At 70.4% G+C, this 17,473-nt stretch carries 13 protein-coding genes; 7 read left to right on the plus strand and 6 right to left on the minus strand.

Translation table 11 applies throughout. From position 1 onward, the window contains the following. Nucleotides 1–46 precede the first annotated feature (46 nt). The 4 genes from KRR26_RS25525 to KRR26_RS25540 form a co-directional block, all read right to left on the minus strand. A complete protein-coding gene (locus KRR26_RS25525; protein ID WP_120209142.1) occupies nucleotides 47–337 on the minus strand; it encodes a hypothetical protein in 291 nt (96 codons plus the stop codon). An 83-nt stretch (nucleotides 338–420) separates the two neighbouring features. Further along, the gene (dnaK, locus tag KRR26_RS25530) at nucleotides 421–2,250 is read right to left on the minus strand and encodes a molecular chaperone DnaK (RefSeq protein WP_120209141.1); all 1,830 of its coding nucleotides are present in this window, start codon (nucleotides 2,248–2,250) and stop codon (nucleotides 421–423) included. A 5-nt stretch (nucleotides 2,251–2,255) separates the two neighbouring features. Beyond that, entirely contained in the window at nucleotides 2,256–3,050 is a 795-nt protein-coding gene (gene grpE, locus KRR26_RS25535) for a nucleotide exchange factor GrpE (protein ID WP_120209140.1), read from the minus strand. Nucleotides 3,051–3,144: 94 nt separating this feature from the next. Next, nucleotides 3,145–3,618 carry a transcriptional regulator gene (locus KRR26_RS25540; RefSeq protein ID WP_120209139.1) on the minus strand — a complete coding sequence of 158 codons (474 nt, stop codon included), beginning with the start codon at nucleotides 3,616–3,618 and terminating at the stop codon, nucleotides 3,145–3,147. Between the two features lie 228 nt (nucleotides 3,619–3,846). Here KRR26_RS25540 and KRR26_RS25545 point away from each other — a divergent pair, with 228 nt between their 5' ends. After that, complete coding sequence (locus tag KRR26_RS25545; RefSeq protein WP_217081094.1) at nucleotides 3,847–6,201, plus strand: putative Ig domain-containing protein; 2,355 nt, start codon at nucleotides 3,847–3,849, stop codon at nucleotides 6,199–6,201. A 139-nt stretch (nucleotides 6,202–6,340) separates the two neighbouring features. Here the strand turns inward: KRR26_RS25545 and KRR26_RS25550 are convergent, their stop codons facing one another. Further along, nucleotides 6,341–7,645: a hypothetical protein gene (locus tag KRR26_RS25550; RefSeq protein WP_120209137.1), complete on the minus strand. Its 1,305-nt coding sequence runs from the start codon at nucleotides 7,643–7,645 to the stop codon at nucleotides 6,341–6,343. A gap of 274 nt (nucleotides 7,646–7,919) precedes the next feature. Between KRR26_RS25550 and KRR26_RS25555 the strand changes: the two genes are divergently transcribed. From KRR26_RS25555 to KRR26_RS25580, 6 genes are all read left to right on the plus strand, one after another. Next, nucleotides 7,920–8,588, plus strand: a complete 669-nt coding sequence (locus KRR26_RS25555; RefSeq protein ID WP_233577356.1) for an RNA polymerase sigma factor — start codon at nucleotides 7,920–7,922, stop codon at nucleotides 8,586–8,588. Nucleotides 8,589–8,719: 131 nt separating this feature from the next. Then, nucleotides 8,720–9,340 (plus strand): hypothetical protein, encoded by a 621-nt coding sequence (locus KRR26_RS25560; protein ID WP_233577355.1) that lies wholly within the window; start codon nucleotides 8,720–8,722, stop codon nucleotides 9,338–9,340. Beyond that, nucleotides 9,337–11,073 (plus strand): caspase family protein, encoded by a 1,737-nt coding sequence (locus tag KRR26_RS25565; protein ID WP_217081095.1) that lies wholly within the window; start codon nucleotides 9,337–9,339, stop codon nucleotides 11,071–11,073. Before KRR26_RS25560 ends, KRR26_RS25565 begins: the two co-directional genes overlap by 4 nt. Nucleotides 11,074–11,101: 28 nt before the next feature. Beyond that, the gene (locus KRR26_RS25570; RefSeq protein ID WP_217081096.1) at nucleotides 11,102–12,994 is read left to right on the plus strand and encodes a DUF7151 family protein; all 1,893 of its coding nucleotides are present in this window, start codon (nucleotides 11,102–11,104) and stop codon (nucleotides 12,992–12,994) included. Between the two features lie 114 nt (nucleotides 12,995–13,108). Then, nucleotides 13,109–14,770, plus strand: a complete 1,662-nt coding sequence (locus KRR26_RS25575; RefSeq protein WP_217081097.1) for an FAD-dependent oxidoreductase — start codon at nucleotides 13,109–13,111, stop codon at nucleotides 14,768–14,770. A 7-nt stretch (nucleotides 14,771–14,777) separates the two neighbouring features. Then, a complete protein-coding gene (locus KRR26_RS25580; protein ID WP_147423038.1) occupies nucleotides 14,778–15,797 on the plus strand; it encodes a sensor histidine kinase in 1,020 nt (339 codons plus the stop codon). Nucleotide 15,798: 1 nt separating this feature from the next. On the opposite strand, the gene KRR26_RS25585 is transcribed toward KRR26_RS25580, so the two are convergent. Next, nucleotides 15,799–17,307 carry a sensor histidine kinase gene (locus KRR26_RS25585; protein WP_217081098.1) on the minus strand — a complete coding sequence of 503 codons (1,509 nt, stop codon included), beginning with the start codon at nucleotides 17,305–17,307 and terminating at the stop codon, nucleotides 15,799–15,801. Nucleotides 17,308–17,473: the final 166 nt, after the last annotated feature.

Genomic DNA, 17,473 nt, shown 5'->3' on the forward strand with positions numbered 1-17,473 from the left:
GATGGTGGGACGTGGCGCCGGCGCGCGGTTGTGCGCCGGCGGACGACTACACGCGCTCGCGCGGCGCCGAGACGTGCGACGGCAGCTCGGAGGTGGAGCGGGACACCTGGGAGGGGCGCTCCAGCAGACCGTGGACGTCCAGCACGTGCTCCAGGTGGACGATGCGGGCCCGGAGCGCCTCCATCTCACCGGCCGGGGTGTGTGACTGACTCGCGCGCAGCCGCAGCCAGGCGTCCACGAAGGGCTTGATGGAGAAGCGCAGCGTCAGGCCCAGCAGCGGGATGCCGAGGACTGTCGCGACAACGAACATCGAGAGGACGGCTTCTTGCGTCGACATGGACCTACCCCCGGAGTGGAACGGCGCGCCCTTCCCTACGGGCTGGCGGGGATGCGATTGCATCCCGCCCGCCGAAACCCGGCTCAGCTCGACTTCGCCTGGTCCGAGTAGATGGCGTCCGCGATGCGGTACGCGCTGCCCTCCAGTCGCTGGAAGGCCTCGCGGAGCGCCGCGGCGTCGGAGGTGTTGAGCATTGAACGGAGCCGCTCGAGGTCGGACTTGATCTCCTCCCGGTCCTTCTCCGTGAGGAGGCTGGCGTACTCCTCCAGGCTCTTCTCGGTGGTGTAGATGAGCCCGTCGGCGTTGTTGCGCAGCTCCGCCAGCTCCTTCTTCTTCTTGTCATCGACGGCGTGCGACTGCGCGTCGGAGATCATCGCCTGGATCTCCGCCTCGGAGAGGCCGGAGTTGCTCACCACGCGCACCTGCTGGACCTTGCCGGTGCCCAGGTCCTTGGCGCCCACGTGCACGATGCCGTTGGCGTCGATGTCGAACGACACTTCAATCTGCGGCACGCCGCGCGGCGCGGGGGGAATGCCCACCAGTTCGAAGCGCGCGAGCGTCTTGTTGTCCGCCGCCATCTCGCGCTCGCCCTGGAGCACGTGCACGGACACGAGCGGCTGGTTGTCCACCGCGGTGGAGAACACCTGGCTCTTCTTGCAGGGGATGGTGGTGTTCTTCTCGATGATCTTCGTGAAGACGCCGCCGGCCGTCTCCACGCCCAGCGACAGGGGCGTCACGTCCAGCAGGAGGACGTCCTTCACCTCGCCCTTGAGCACGCCGCCCTGGATGGCGGCGCCCACGGCGACCACCTCGTCCGGGTTGATGCCCTTGTGCGGCTCCTTGCCGAAGAACTCCTTCACCTTCTGCTGCACGCGCGGCATGCGCGTCATGCCGCCCACCAGGAGCACCTGGTTGATCTGCTGCGCCGTCACGCCCGCGTCCTTCAGCGCCGTGCGGCACGGGTCGATGGTGCGGTCGATGAGGTCCGCGACCAGCGCCTCGAACGTGGACCGGTCCACCGTCTCCGTGAGGTGCTTGGGGCCCGTGGCGTCCGCCGTGATGAACGGCAGGTTCACCTCGGTCTCGGGCGCGCTGGACAGCTCGTGCTTGGCGCGCTCGGCGGCCTCCTTCAGGCGCTGGAGCGCCATGCGGTCGCGGCGCAGGTCCAGCCCGCCATTGGCCTCGGCGAAGCGCTTGGCCAGGTAGTCGATGAGCCGCTGGTCGAAGTCCTCGCCGCCCAGGAACGTGTCGCCGTTCGTGCTCTTCACCTCGAAGACACCGGCGTTGAGCTCCAGGATGGAGATATCGAACGTGCCGCCGCCCAGGTCGTAGACGGCGATGCGCTCGGTGCCGCCTTCCTTCACCTTGTCCAAGCCGTACGCCAGCGCGGCCGCGGTGGGCTCGTTGATGATGCGCAGGACGTTGAGCCCCGCGATGCGGCCGGCGTCCTTGGTGGCCTGACGCTGGCTGTCGTTGAAGTAGGCGGGGACGGTGATGACCGCCTCGGACACGGGCTCGCCGAGGTAGTCCTCCGCCGTCTGCTTCATCTTCATCAGCACGATGGCGCTGACTTCCGGCGGGCTGTGCCCCTTGCCGCGGATCTCCACCCAGGCGTCGCCGTTGGGGCTGGACGCCACCTTGAAGGCGCTGACGCCAATGGCCTTCTTGGCCTCGGGCGAATCGAACTTGCGGCCGATGAGCCGCTTCACCGCGAAGACGGTGTTCTCTGGGTTGGTGATGGCCTGCCGCTTGGCAATCTGGCCCACCAGCCGCTCACCGGAGTCGGTGAAGCCCACCATGGAGGGGGTGGTCCGGCTGCCTTCGCTGTTCGGGATGACCACCGGCTCGCCGCCTTCCATGACGGCGACGCACGAGTTGGTCGTGCCCAGGTCGATTCCAATCACCTTGCCCATGGCTGTTACTGACTCCCCCCTGAGGATTGCTCGGATGCCGCGGGCTGGGCGGGCGGCTCGGGCGCCTCCGCGGGCGCGCGCGCCACCACGACGAGCGCCGGCCGAGCCAGCCGCTCATTGAGAAAGAAACCGCGCACCAGCTCCATCACCACATGCCCCGCCGGAACCTCGGCGGTCTCCACCTGCTGCACGGCCTCATGGAGGCGCGGATCAAACGGCTGACCCTTCGCGCTGAAGGCCTTCACGCCATGCTTGCCGAGCGCGTCCTCGAAGGACTTGCGCGTCATGGCCACGCCCTTCTGGAAGCTGTCGATGTCCGGAGACCTGGCCGCCGCGTCGAGCGCGCGATCCATGTTGTCCATCACCGGGAGCAGATCCTTCAGCAGCTTCTCCACGCCGAACTTCTGGATCTCCTCCTTTTCCTTCACGGTCCGCTTGCGGAAGTTCTCCAGGTCCGCCGCGGCGCGCAGGGCGCGATCCTGGAAGTCCTTGGCGCGCTCGTGGGCCTCGCGCAGGCGCTCCATCGTCTCGCGGCCCTTGGCCATGCTCAGCTCGAGCTGCGCGCGCACGGACTCCAATTCCTGACGGAGCGCCGTGGCATCCTCGACCTGGGTCTGGGACTCGGGCGGGGCGGCCACCGGTTCGGAGGAAGCCTCCGCGGCCTCCACCTCCACCTGGGTCACCACCTCTTCGCCTTCGTCCATCCGACGCTCGACGCTGCGCACTGCGTCGTCGATGACGTCCTGCCCGATGTCCGCTTGAATACTGCCCTTTTCGTTGGAACCCGCCACGGCGCGCACTATGTCACGCGCCGACAGGCGATCCAACAGTTCACCCGGACTGAACGACCCCGGTCCAAGCAATCAAGCAAGTCGATACACGGGCAGCGGAACTTCACGCTCCGGACGTGGGCTTCTTGCGTCCGATCGACTTCTTGCTCGCCGCTTTCTTCGTGGGCCCGGCGCTGCCCTTCGTCCCCTTCTTGCGGCCAATGGACTTGGACGTGGACGTGCTCGCCTTGCGCGCGGGGCGCGGAGACTTGGGCGCGGCGGGCTCGGCCGCGGAGGTCGGACGCGGCGAGGCGGGAGCGGGGCCCTCCTCTCCGGGCTCGCGATTGAAGGCGCCTTCCACCGCGCCCTCCACCCGACGAACCGCCGTTTCAATCTTCTCCGAGGCCGTCTTGGTGGCGGTGGAGGCCCAGACGCGCAGTTGCTCCAAGCCCTCCTTCACCTTGGCCTGGTTCTGCGGGTCACGCACTTCCTTGAGGAGGCGCTCGGCTTCGCCGCGGAGATCATCCGTGGAGCGCTTGAGTTCGTCGCCGGTGCGCTTGAGGAAGTCCATCAACTGCTTGTCCCACTTGTCGCTCATGGCTTGAGTCCTCGTCCTGGTGGCGTGCCCCGCCTGGGGGAACATCCTGAGAGGCCATCCAACTTCACGCCTCGGGTGAGCGCAAAGCCTCTCCACCCTTTCTGGAGACACGTCCGAGCGCTGTCGTGATTGCCACACAGGCCGGACCGGAGCGGACAGCGACACCGCCGGAAGGAACAGGTTAGATTGGCCGACCAGCCAGAGTCCTTCGTCGGAGCCCTGCCCACCATGATGACTTCCCGAGCCCTCGGGGCGCTCGCCCTTCTCGTCGCGCTGTCCGCCTGTTCTGGGGACGGCAATGACCAGGAGGGGCCCATCCTGCCCTCCACCGACCTCGCCGCGACCACGGTGGGAAGGCCCTTCGAGTACGTCATCGTCGCCCGGGGTGGCACCGCGCCGCTGCAATACGCGGTGACCAACCCTCCGCCGGGGTGCTCGTTCTACTCGGGCACCGGGAAGCTGACCGGCCCCGCGAGCCAGGCCGGTGACTGGCCCTTCGAGGTCAAGGTCCGAGACGGCGCGGGCCTCACGAGCGCGCATACCTACTCGCTGAAGGTCTTCGCCGCGCCCCAGGTGACGAGCCGTGACCTGCCGGACGCGACGGTGGGCTCGCCGTACTCCACGGTGCTCAACGCCAGCGGAGGCGCGCCGGCGTTGCGCTGGACCCTGACGGGAGGCTCGCTCCCGGCGGGCCTGACGCTCTCGCCCGAGGGCATCATCAGCGGCGTGCCGCAGGACACCGTGGGCCCCCGCGCCCTCACCGTGAGCGTCACGGACGCGAGCGGCGCGGTCGCCACGGCGACGGTGAACCTCAAGCTCGGCGGCTCCACGGGAGGAACCACCGACGGCGGGGATGGCGGCACGGACGGCGGCACTCCGGACGGCGGCGGCACCCCCGATGGTGGCGGCGGCGCGCGGAACCCGTTCCCGCTGAAGATCGCCAACTGGAACATCGAGTGGTTCGGCGACCCGACCGCGGGCCATGGTCCGTCCAATGAGCCGCTCCAGCTCGCCAACGCGGTGACGGTCATCTCCTCCCTGGACCCGGACATCATGGGCGTGGCGGAGATCGTCGACACCGCGCAGTTCAATTCGCTGAAAGCGCAGCTCCCCGGGGGTTACGACGGCTTCCTCGCCGACGACGCCACGCGCGTCCCAGGCGGCTCGAACTCCTACACGCCGGACGAGCAGAAGGTGGGCGTGCTCTTCAAGTCGAGCATCGTGCAGGTCCTCAGCGCGCGCGTCGTCCTCACCGCCAATGACTATCAATTCGCCGGGCGCCCGCCGCTGCGTGTGGACTTCCGGGTGACCCGCAATGGGACGTCGGTGGACCTGACGCTCTTCGTGCTCCACCTGAAGGCCATGACCGCCCAGGATGACTATGACCGGCGGCAGGCCGCGGCGGCGGTCCTGAAGGACTACCTGGACGCGCAGCTCCCCGACGCGAACGTCCTGGTGGTCGGGGACTGGAACGACGATGTGGATGTCTCGACGACCAAGGACGCCGTCACGGGGCAGTACCTGCCCTCGCCCTTCGGCGCGTTCCTGAACGACTCGACGCACTACACCTTCCTCACGCAGGCGCTGTCGGCGACCCAGGGCTCCACGGCGAGCTTCAGCTCGTTCATCGACCATCAGCTCGCGTCCAACGAGCTGGCCGCCCATTACGAGCCGCAGTCCGCCACGGTGAGCCACCCGAACATCACCAACTACAAGAACACCACGTCGGATCACTACCCGGTGTTCACCCGCTTCGACTTCTCCACCACCACGGCGGCGCGACAGCTCCAGCTCACCGCGCCCAATGGTGGCGAGTCCCTGGCCGCGGACACCGCGTTCCCCATCACCTGGACATCGTCGGGCGTGAGCAACGTCCGGCTGCGCTACACGCTGGACAACGGCGCCACCTGGAAGGACATCGTCTCCAGCGTCCCCGCGACTCCCGCCACGTACACCTGGACCGTGCCGCGCGAGGCCAGCACGAGCGCCCGCGTGCAGGTGATGGACGTGGACCAGACCACCGTGCTCGACCAGAGCGATGCCGTGTTCGCCATGACCCGGCCGCCTCCCGCCGTGTTCATCAACGAGTACCTGCCCCAGCCGTTCAACGCGTCGGGGACGAGCACGCCGGACTACGACCAGCAGTTCGTGGAGGTGGTCAACTCGACGAACGCCGCGGTGGACCTCTCCGGTTGGCGCATCGATGACCTCAAGTCCCACCGGGGTCTCGAGCCCACGCGCCACGTGTTCGCCCAGGGCACCGTGGTTCCCGCGCATCAGGTGTACGTCGTCTACTCGGGGGCATCTGCGGTGCCGGCCAGCGCGACCAACGCCACGTACTCCAACGGCGGCATGGGGCTGCGCTTCGACCGAGGCGTCAACCAGGGGAGCGGCGGTGACAGCCTCTTCCTCAAGCACCCGGACGGCTCGGTGGAGGACTCGACCAGCTATGTCGATGCCTACCCGGGCACGTCCTACAACCGCGCGCCCGACGCGAGCAGCACGGGGACGTGGTCGCTGCACACCAGCCTGTCGAGCAGCGTGGCCTCGCCCGGAAAGCACGCGGACGGCACCGCGTTCTGACCTCGGAGAACCCCGCCCGTCGAGCCTCGCGCTCGGCGGGCGCGGGGAGCGCCACGGCGGTCCTCGGTCAGCGCCGCGCGCTCAGTCCAGCGCACGGCGGTGACCCTCCCGCGCGGACTTCAGGGCCGCGCGGCGTGGCTCACGGCTGATGGCGCGTGAGGTTGAACTTGTCGTAGCCCTCGTCGATGTAGACCTCGTTGAGGTGGCCGATGATGAGCTTGTTCAGGTCCTCGTGGTTGGCCACCTTCCACTCGCCCGTGTTGGCATCCATCAAGCGGCACTCGCCCCCCGTCTTGTGCAGCCCGATGACGTGGCCCTCGCCGCTGACGTCGGACTTCTTGATGCCCAGGCGGTAGAAGCCATCCTGCTGCGTGCTCTGTGAGAGGGTGGCGCGGAAGTTCTCCGGATCGATGTCCGTGTCCGGGTGGACCACGGTGCCTGGGATTCCACCGCCGCGCTGCGTGCGGAACGCCTCGGTCTGCGTCTGGATGTGGTCCTGGTTCTGCTGGATGTGCGCGACATCGTGGTTGAGCCGCGCGTTGATGTCCGCGCGGCCCTGCTTCAACGTCTGGCTTTGATGGCGCAGGCCGGCGCTCTGACCGTGGGGCAGGGTATCGACCCCCTCCTTCATCTTCAGCGGCCCCTTGATGTGCGCGTCGACGTTCGCCGCGGTGTGCTCCATGCGCTTGGCGCCGTCCTCCCGCAGCCGATGGTCCATGTCCGCGGCCAAGGTGCCCATGGACTTGGCGGTCGCGATCTTCCCCTGCACGCCTTGGATGTTCTCCATGTTGGCGTTGTTGAGCTGCTTGATTTCGTTCCCCTTCGCCATCTCCGCGACCTGCTTCGCGGCGAGCGACCCGAAGTCGTTCGCCAGCGTGTGGGCGAAGGCCTGGGAGGCCTCGTTCATGTTCGGGTGCGACGCCCCCTGGCGGATCCACTCGGAGGTCATCGCGCTGCAGATGCCGTCGCGCGCGTCCTGGTTGTCCGCCAGCCGAGGGTCCCCGCCCTGGTCGATGTAGTGGAGGATCTCCGCGCTCGGGATGTCCGCCTTGATGTCGTTGCACTTCGCCTGGATGAACTCCCGGGGGGCGCCCTCCACGTTCTCCAGGTGGACGCCCTGGCTCAACTTCGCCAGGGTCGCCGAGTGCGCATCCGGCGAGGACGGGCGGCTGGAGGTGGGCGACGACGGAGACTTCCACAGGCTGCCGCGCCGCGAGTTCAGCGCCGCGACCGTCTCCTTCGACTGGAACATCTTCTGGGTGCTGGTGTCCTGGGGAGCGGCCTTCTTGGAGTCCACCTTGTCCGAGTGCCGGTCCACCGAGGTCTTCGCCGGGGACGTGGGGGACATCGCGGCGGGGAGCGGCTTCTTCTGCGTGGCCACGTTCGTGGCTTGCGCCTTGTTCGCCGAAGACGTCGGGCCCGTGTTGATGCGGGAGATAGGCATGTGGCCCTCCAGGGGAAAAGAAGGTGAGCCTTGGAGGGATGGGCGGGGATGTCAAATCTGCATAACAGGCCAGAACCACTAGACCAGACAGCCCGGAGTCAAGAAACGTCGTCCCGGGAACACAAGGAATTGTCCCACCCGCGTTGGTGCAGCGACCCAATTCGCGGGCCCGTTCCGTATTCTTCCGGGAAGGGCGACGGACGGCCGGGCATCGGGCCCGGTCCGGCCCGCGTGGGACGGAGCGACCGTGCTGACAGGAAACGATCGATCTGTCTTGGAGGCGTTTCGCCGGGGGGACACGTCCGTCCTGACCCAGGTGTACCGCACCTACTCGCCCGAGGTGCTGCGGTACCTGTCGCGGCGCTTCAACGTGCAGTCGGAGGCCGGGACGCGCACGGTGGCGCTGTCGCCGCTGGACCTGGACGCGGCCCACCAGGAGACGTTCGTGCGGGCCTTCCGTCCGCACATGCGCCAGGCCTACGACGGGGTGCGCCCCTACCTGGGCTTCCTGCTCACGGTGGCGCGCTCGACGGCCATCGACCTGATGCGCGCGTCGGGGCGGGTGGCGCGCGAGGCGGTGTCCCTGGACGCGGCGCCCGAGCTGGCGCAGGTGCCCACCGAGGGACTCAGCCCGGAAGAGGAAGCGCTGGGGGCGGAGGTGCGCACCCTGGTGAGGGACTTCCTGGAGGCGCTTCCGGAGACCACCCAGAGGCTGGCCCAGCTGCGCTTCGTGGAGGGCCTGTCGCAGGAGACCGCCGCCGCGCAGCTCGCACTCACGCGCGGAGAGCTGCGCGTGCGCGAGCGCAAGCTGCGGCTCCAGTTCGCCGAGCACCTCAAGGACTCGGGCTGGCTGGAGACGGATTTCGCCCCGGGGCGATTGGAGCTGGGCGTCCTCGTCGCGACGCTCGCCCTGTGCGCACTCGGGCTCGGGAGCACACCATGAAGTGGTACGAGAGACACGTGGACGCCGGGTTGACCCGGTGGTCCCTGGGGGAGCTGGCCCCCCACGAGGGCGCGCGAATGATGCGCCACGCACATGCCTGCCCACGCTGCGGCCCTCGGTATGAGCGCTGGATGCGTGCCCACCGCGTGCTGGAGACGGGCACCCCCGAGGCGCCCAGTCCGCGCGAGCAGGAGCTGCTCACGTCCGCGGGGCTGCAGGCGGCGCTGGCCGCGGCGGCGCCCGAGGAGTCGCGCACCCGCTGGCCGTCGCTGACCGTCCTGGGCGCGGCGCTGGCGGCCACGCTCCTGGTGGTGACGCTGACGCCGCGGCTCGCCACCCACGAGTGGCGCTCGCGGGGCCAGCAGAGCCACCCCACCACCGAGGTGGCCCTGCGCATCTTCTGCGCGGTGTCCGGCCATCCGCTGCGCGAGCTGCGCGCGGGTGAGGCCTGCCCGCGCGGCTCCACCCTCGCCTTCGCGGCGGGAGCGCGACAGCCGCTCAGCCACGTGGCGGTGCGGGTGTCCGTGGGCGGCGTCACCGAGGAGGTGAGTGGACCCTTCTCGCTCGACGGCACGCCCGGAGGCGAGCACCCCTTGGAGATGACCGTCCCTCTCACGGAGAATGCCCAGCGGGTGGAGGTCACCGCCGCGTTCTCCGCCCAGCCGGCCACGACCGTGGCGGCACTGCACGGCGAGAAGGCGGATGGGGTCGTGGTGTTGAAGCAGGAGGTCCGAGTCGAGGAGTCGCCATGAGACGGCTCGGCATGCTTCTGGGAGCGGCCTCGCTGTGCGTGGCCTTGGATGCGAACGCCGCCGCGACGCGACGCGCGCTCGTCATCGCGCACAACGGCAGTGATGATCCCGCCCTGCCCGCGCTGCGCTTCGCGGACGACGACGGCGTGCTGTGGGCGGAGACGCTCCAGCGACTGGGCGTGGAGACCACGCTCCTGGTGGACCCGGACGAGGCCACCCGCGAGGGCGGCAGCCCCGTGCTGCGCGCCGCGCGCGTGCCCACCCCGCAGGCGGTGTCCCAAGAGGTCGCGCGGCTGCACGCGGCCATCCAGGTGGACCGTTCGCTGGGGCGGCAGACGGACGTGCTCGTCATCTACGTGGGCCACGGCAACACGGATGAGGCGGGCCGCGCCTACTTCACGCTCGCGGGCGGACGGCTCGACCGCACCAGCCTCTACTCGGAGGTGGTGGATCCGCTGGGCGCCGACTACGTGCACGTCATCGTGGATGCCTGCCGCGCCTCGGGCGTGGTGGGTCGGCGCGGTGGCGCGCCGGACGCGGCGGTCCTGGCGGAGCTGCGCGGCGTGCTGGCGCGAGAGCAGCTCGCCTCGCGCCCCAACGTCGGCGCCCTCTTCGCGGAGAGCGATGACGGAGAAACCCATGAGTGGTCGCGCATCCGCGCGGGCGTCTTCAGCCACGTGGCGCGCTCGGGCCTGATGGGCGGCGCGGACATCAACGGCGACGGGCTGGTGGAGTACAGCGAGCTGGCCGCCTTCGTGGCCGCGTCGCTGCATGGCGTGCGGAGCATGCCGGCGCGGCTGACGGTGAACGCCTTCGCGCCCACGCGCGAGCCCCGGCGGCCCCTGGTGGGCCCCGCGCCGGAGGGCCCCACCCTCACCCTGCCCGCGGGACTGGAGTACGCGCGCATCTCCGTGGAGGACTCGGACGGGCGCCGGCTGGCGGACGTGCGGCGCACCCAGCAGCAGTGGGTGCAGCTGATGCTCCCCGAGCGAGACGTGTACTGGGTGCGCTCGCCCACGGGCGAGGCGCGGGTCACGCTGGCGCAGCTGTCAGCGGGCATGCCGCAGATGGAGCCCCGCGAGTTGCAGGAGCGAGGCCCCGCCGAGGAGGCCCTGCGCCAGGGGCTCTTCGCCGTGCCGCTGGACCGGAGCTTCTACGAGCAGTTCGTGGCGTCCGCGGGGCTGGTGGCGGTGGACTTCTCCGGCATCCGCCGCCTCGCGCCGTCGGGCGGCGGGCTGTTGGACGCGCGTCCACTGGCTCCGACGGCCACATGGGAGATGGGCCTGGCTGGCACCACGGCGCCGCTGGGACTGGGCGGCGTCTCCGTGGGCCCCAGCCTGGCGTGGCGCAGCGCACCCGAGCCCAACTTCTACTATGGCGTGCGCGCCGCCTACGGGTTGACGCCGCAAGCGCGCGACGGGCTGCGCATCCACCGCCTCACGGTGCAGGGAGTGGTGGGCACGCAGGACGCGTCGCGCACGCCGGTCTTCGTGGAGGCCGCGGTGGGCTGGGGGATGATGGGCCTCACGGCGCCGGCGCAGCAGCCGGGAGGTCCCTCGGTGCGACAGGGAGACCCGTCGATGCTCGTGGCCAATCTGGCGGCGGGCGTCACCGCGCGATTGCTGGGCGTCCGGCTGCGCGTGTCCGCCACGCTGGGCACGGACCGCGTCACCGTGAACGGCGAGAACACGTGGGATCGGCAGTACGGCCTGGAGCTCGCGCTGCGGCGCTGACGCGACCGAGCGGATTCGGAGACTGGCGATGCGAGGGGGGACGCTGCTCGCGCTGCTCGTGTTGACGAGCGGCTGCGGTGGCATTGATTGGCGAGAGCTGGGGCTGCGCGGCGCGGTGATGACCCGCCTCGAGCCGGAGCCCGCGGGCACGCGCTGCGCTCAAGGCGGCCACGCGGTGTTCGCGGGCGTGGACCTGGATGGAGACGGCGCGTTGAGCGAGGCCGAGGTCACCTCGCTGGAGTACCTCTGCAACGCCACCGTGCCGGGAGTACTGGTGCGCGTCGAGTTGGAGCGTCCCGGCGCGCGGTGTCCGCACGGCGGTCACATCACCCGAGCGGGCGCCGATGCCAACGCGGATGGCCTGCTCGACGACGCGGAGGTGACGCGCGAAGCGGTCATCTGCACCGAGCCGCGAGCAGTCCTCACGCGCTCGCACACGGGCGTCGCGGACCCTCACTGTCCCGAGGGTGGAACCTCGGTGGAGGCCGGCGAGGATCGCGACGGCGACGGGCGGTTGGGCGACGCGGAGGTGGAGGCGTCCAGCGTCGTCTGCGCCGCGAGCAGCGCGGTGGTGACCCGCTTGGATGACGAGCCCGAGCCCAGCAGCCGATGCGCGACCGGCGGCACGCGCGTCCTGGCGGGCGTGGACGCGGACGGCGACGGTGAACTCGATGACAACGAGGTGAGCGCCACCGTCTCCATCTGCAAGCCGCGCACGCCCGTGTCCACGTTCGATGGAGAGGCCCTCGTGCGCAACGCGGCGGATGTCGCGGCGCTCCAGGGCGTGCAGCGCATCCGGGGAAACCTGTCCATGACGTTCACGGAGCTGCCGTCGCTCAGCCTCCCGAACCTGGAGGTGGTGGAGGGCAGCGTCCTCATCCATGGCAATCCCCAACTGCGCACCGTGGAGACCGGGCACCTGGTGTCCGTGCGCGACACCCTCCGCGTGAGCCGCAATGGCGCCCTGCTCCGGCTCGTCCTGGGCAGCACGAGTCCGGACGTGGTGCTGCGCGTGGGCGGGGCCTTCGAGCTCAAGGAGAACCCCGCGCTGCGCGCCCTGGCCGAGGTGGGGTGCCTGCGTCCACAGAGCCTCGTCGTCGCGGACAACCTCGCGCTGGAGAGCCTGAGCGGGCTGTCCTGCATCCAGAATCTGGCGGCGCTCACCGTCACGGGCAACGCGCGCCTGCCCGTCGTGGACCTGCCGAGCCTGTTCGGCGTGCTGGGCGACGTGCTCATCGCGGACAACGCCGCGCTCCTCACGCTCACGAGCGCGCCCCTCGTCACCTTGGGCGGCGCCCTCACGGTGCGCAACAACCCGCTCCTGACGAGCCTCGCGGGCCTGGAGTCCTTGCAGTCCGCGGGGAACATCGACGTGAGCGAGAACGCGGGCCTCACGTCCACCCGCGGCCTCGACTCGCTCCTGCACGTCACGGACAGCCTGTCGTTCTCGCTCAACCCGAAGCTGGAGTCGGTGGGACATCTGCCGTCGCTGCTCTGGGTGGGGGAGCGGTTCTCCGTGCTGGGCAACGTGGCGGTGCGGCGCGTGGAGGACCTGCCCGCGCTGCGCTCGCTCGGGTCGCTCCAGGTCATCGGCAATCCGGTGCTGGAGGCGATGCCCGCGCTGCGCGACGTGCTGCGGCTGGACGAGTGCCTCGTGCTGGAGAACACGGCGCTCGGCAGCCTGGAGGACCTGGGCGCCTTGCACGATGTGCGCATCCTCGTGGTGGCCGACAACCCCGCGCTGACCCGGCTGCGCCTCGATGCGCTGTCGCGCGTGTCCTTGGGCTTCCACGTGCGCACCAACCCGAGGCTGCCCACCTGCCTGGCCACCGCGCTCGCGCAAGCCACGTTCACCGGAGAGGCGGACAGGCTGGGCATCGAGGGCAACGACGACAGCGCCACCTGCGCATCGGCGCCCTGAGCGCAACGGGCGCGCGGGCCCCCCGCCGCGTCGCGGCCCTCCGAGGTCGCGCTGGGCTGCTCGCTCGCGCACAGGGCGGGAGCCTCGCGCGTTGTGACAGCGGAGGCCGAGCGCATGGCCAAGCCCGTCATCCTGGCAGTGGACGATGACCCCGAAGTGCTGCGCGCGGTGGAGCGCGACCTGCGCCGCCACTACGGGCGCGACTACCGAATCCTCGGCGCGGATCGCGGCGAGGCCGGATTGGAGGCACTGCATCAGCTCCAGCTTCGCGGTGACGCGGTGGCCTTGTTCCTGGTGGACCAGCGCATGCCGGGGCTCACCGGCGTGGAGTTCCTGGAGCGCGCCCGAGCCCTCTACGACGAGGCCAAGCGCGTGCTGCTCACCGCCTACGCGGACACGCAGGCGGCCATCCACGCCATCAACGAAGTGCGGCTGGACCACTACCTGCTGAAGCCGTGGGAGCCCCCCGAGGAGCGCCTCTACCCGGTGGTGTCGGACCTACTCGACGACTGGCAGGCCAATCATCGCCCCGCCTTCGAGGGCATCCGCGTGCTGGGCAATCGCTGGTCGCCGCGCTCGCACGTGCTGAAGGACTTCCTGGGCAGCAACCAGATTCCCTATCAGTGGCTCGACGTGGAGGTCAGCGCGGAGGGACGGGCGCTGCTCGCGCGCGCCTCCGAGGGCGTGGAGAAGCTGCCGCTGGTGCTCTTCCCGGACGGCACGCGGCTGATGGCGCCGAGCACCGCGGAGGTCGCGGCGCGCATGGGCCTCAAGACCCGGCCCACCAAGCCCTTCTACGACCTGGTCATCGTTGGAGGAGGGCCCGCGGGGCTGGCCGGCGCGGTGTATGGCGCGTCCGAGGGGCTCAGCACGGTGATGGTGGAGCGCACCGCGCCCGGGGGCCAGGCGGGCACCAGCTCGCGCATCGAGAACTATCTGGGGTTCCCCACGGGCCTGAGCGGCGCGGACCTGGCGCGGCGCGCGGTGACGCAGGCGGCGCGCTTTGGCGTGGAGATCCTCTCGCCGCAGGAGGTGACGGGCCTGCGCGTCCAAGACCCGTACCGCGTGGTGACGCTGGCGGATGGCGCGGAGCTGAGCTGTCACGCGCTGCTCGTCGCCACGGGGGTGCAATGGCGCCGCCTGGAGGTGCCGGGCGTCGATGCGCTCACGGGCGCGGGCGTGTATTACGGCGCGGCGCGCACCGAGGCCCTGCTCTGCAAGGACGAGGACGTCTACATCGTCGGTGGCGCCAACTCCGCGGGCCAGTCCGCGCTGTACTTCGCGCAGTTCGCTCGAAAGGTGACGCTGCTGGTGCGCGGCGACTCGCTGGAGCACGGCATGTCCAGCTATCTGGTGGAGCAGGTGCGCACCACGCCCAACGTGGAGGTGCTCCTGCGCACGCGCGTCACCCGCGTGGAAGGCACGAGCCATCTGGAGCGCCTGCGCCTGCAGACCGACGGCGTTCCCGGCGAGCGCGAGGTGCCGGCCGCCTCGCTGTTCATCATGATTGGCGCGGTGCCTCGCACGGAGTGGCTGGAGGGCGTGGTGGAGCGCGATGCGCGCGGCTATCTCCTCACGGGGCCGGACCTGATACCGGAGGGCGCGCGCCCCCGAGGTTGGCGGCTGGAGCGAGCGCCGTACTTGCTGGAAACGAATGTGCCGGGCGTCTTCGCCGCGGGCGACGTGCGGCATGCGTCGGTGAAGCGGGTGGCCTCGGGCGTGGGCGAGGGCTCTATCGCCATCTCGTTCATCCACCAATACCTGAGCGAGGTGTGACGTGGGCATGAACCTGGAAGGACCCGAGCGGCAGGAGTGCCTGGAGACCGCGCTCCAACGCCAGGAGCGACTGGCCGCGCTGGGGCGCCACGCCGCGGGCCTCGCGCATGAGATGAACAACCCCGCCACCGCGGGGCGCCGCGCGGCCGAGCAGCTCGCCCAGGCCCTGGACGCGGCGGAGGACCTGTCGCTCGGGTTGGACCGATGGCGGCTCACGCCCGAGCAGCGGCTGGGCCTCTTGCGCGTGTGCCGCGAGAGTCAGGGCCGCGGCGCGACCCAGGGCATGGAGCCGCTCGCGCGAGGCGACGCGGAGGACGCGCTGGCCGACTGGCTGGATGGCCAGGGGGTGAAGGATGCCTGGGGCCTCGCGCCCACGCTGCTGGACGCGGGCATCGGTCCCACGCAGCTCGAGCCGCTCGTGGCCTCGCTCCCGAAAGAGTCCCTGCCCGACGCGCTCGCCTGGCTCGAAGCGCTGGTGCGCTCCCGCGCGCTGCTCGTGGAGGTGCGGCAGAGCACCGCGCGCTTGTCCGAGCTGGCCCTGGCCGTGAAGTCCTACGCACGCACGGGCGGCGACGCGCACGCCGAGGTGGATGTGCATGAGGGCCTGGACACCACGCTGGTGCTGCTCAACTACAAGCTGAAGCACGGCGTGACGGTGAAGCGCGACTACGACCGCGCCCTGCCCCACCTCCAGGCCAACCCCTCCGAGCTGAATCAGGTGTGGACCAACCTCATCGACAACGCCATCGACGCCATGAGTGGCCACGGCCACCTGGAGGTGCGCACCTCGCGCGAGGACGAGCACCTGTGCGTGGACATCATCGACGACGGTCCGGGCATCCCCCCCGAGGTCGGCGCGCGCGTCTTCGAGCCGTTCTTCACCACCAAGCCTCGGGGCCAAGGCACCGGCCTGGGCCTCGACATCAGCCGTCGCATCATCGAGCAAGGCCATCACGGCGCGCTGCGCCTGGAGTCACGCCCCGGGCGCACGCGCTTCCGGGTGGAGCTGCCCCTGCGGCCTTCATGAGTCAGGCGCCGCGCAGCTCCTCCGGCACCACGCTCGGGTGCGCCGCGCTCGGTGCAGTCCGCGGCGTCGCGAGGACCGTGTCCAGGTCCATGGGCAGCCTCACCTCGAAGCGCGTGTCGCCCGGCACCGAGCTGACGCGCAGCTCGCCGCGGTGGAGCATGGACACCACGCGGTGGGTGATGCTCAGCCCCAGGCCCGTGCCCTCCCCCACGCCCTTCGTGGTGAAGAACGGATCGAAGATGCGCGGCTGCACCTCCGTGGGGATACCGGGCCCATCATCCGCCACCTCGACCACCACGTGGTCTCCATCGCGACGCGTGCTCAGACGCAGCCGCCCCGTGCCCGTCTCGCTTCCCGCCATGGCGTCCGCGGCATTCTCGATGAGGCTGGTCCACACCTGATTCAGCTCGGTGCCGTAGGCAGTGATGCGCGGCAGCGTGGCGTCGTAGTCGCGCACCACGCGGATGGCGCGCAGCCGGTGCGCCAGCATGGTCAGCGTGCTCTCCAAGCCCTCGTGCACGTCCACGCGCTGGAGCGGCGCCTGGTCCAGGTACGTGTAGGAGCGGGCCGCGTTCACCAGCGAACTGATGCGCCCGCCGGCCTGCCGCACCTGCTCCAGCACCACGGAGATGCCGCGCGTGGCGGCCACCCAGCGCAGCGTCCCGGTCAGCACGTCACCGGACAGGCCCTCGGTGTCCTGGGCGAGCCGCTGCGCGTCCAGCCCCGCCTCCACCAGCTCGGGCGCGAGCGTCCAGGGCTCAGGCACGCCACGGGCCTCCAGCCACTCCGACAGGCGCTCCTCCGCGTCACTCCGGTCGAGCGACCCGAGCGACACCACCGCCAACGCGCCGGGCACGAGCAGCGCGCGCACCTGTTCGCCCGCCAGCGCGTGACAGTCCAACGCGAGCGCCAGCGTGGGCAGGGAATGGAGCGCGTCCTCCAGGTCGTGCACGCCACGCATCACGGCCGACACGGGATTGTTCAGCTCGTGCGCGAGCCCCGCGGCCAGCGTGCCCAGCGACGCCAGCTTCTCCTGCTGGAAGGCGATGGTCTGGAGCGCGCGACTGCGCTCGGCCATGGTCCGGAGAATCTGCTCGTTCGCAGTGGGACAGTTGGCCAGCATCTGCCAGAACGCCCGGTCCGTCAGACGCAGCAGGCGAGAAGGCAGCAGCGCACGGGCACTGGCCAGGAAGCCCTGTCCGAGCAGCAGCGGCACCTCGCCGAAGAAGTCGCCCGCCTGGAAGTGGCTGACGAGCATCTCCACGCCAGCCACGTTCTTCGTGATGCGCAGCTCCCCCTCCAGGACGATGTAGAACGACGCGGGCTCGCCCTCGCGCCCCGCCCACTCACCGGACTCCAGGCGGACCTCCACGGATTCGGCGCGCAGCCACGCGGCCTCCTCATCGTCCGCGCCGGAGAGCAACGGCACCCGTCTCACCTCCTCCAGCGTGAGGAAGCGAGCGGCATCGGGAGGGGGCGCGGGCGGCGCGGACATGGGCTCCAGCTTCATGAATCCAACGATGCGCGCCACGCGCGCGGGCCGCTGTCACCCGTTCGGCCTCGTTCGCACGGCGCCCGGCCTATCGTGCCCTTGGTGACGCGGGCGCCCGACGTGGAGCTGGGGCACTTGTCGGGGACGGCGCGCGGGGTACAGTCAGCGCTCTTTTCAAGGCCGC

This window comes from Citreicoccus inhibens (genome assembly GCF_019039035.1).
Taxonomy (GTDB): domain Bacteria; phylum Myxococcota; class Myxococcia; order Myxococcales; family Myxococcaceae; genus Citreicoccus; species Citreicoccus inhibens.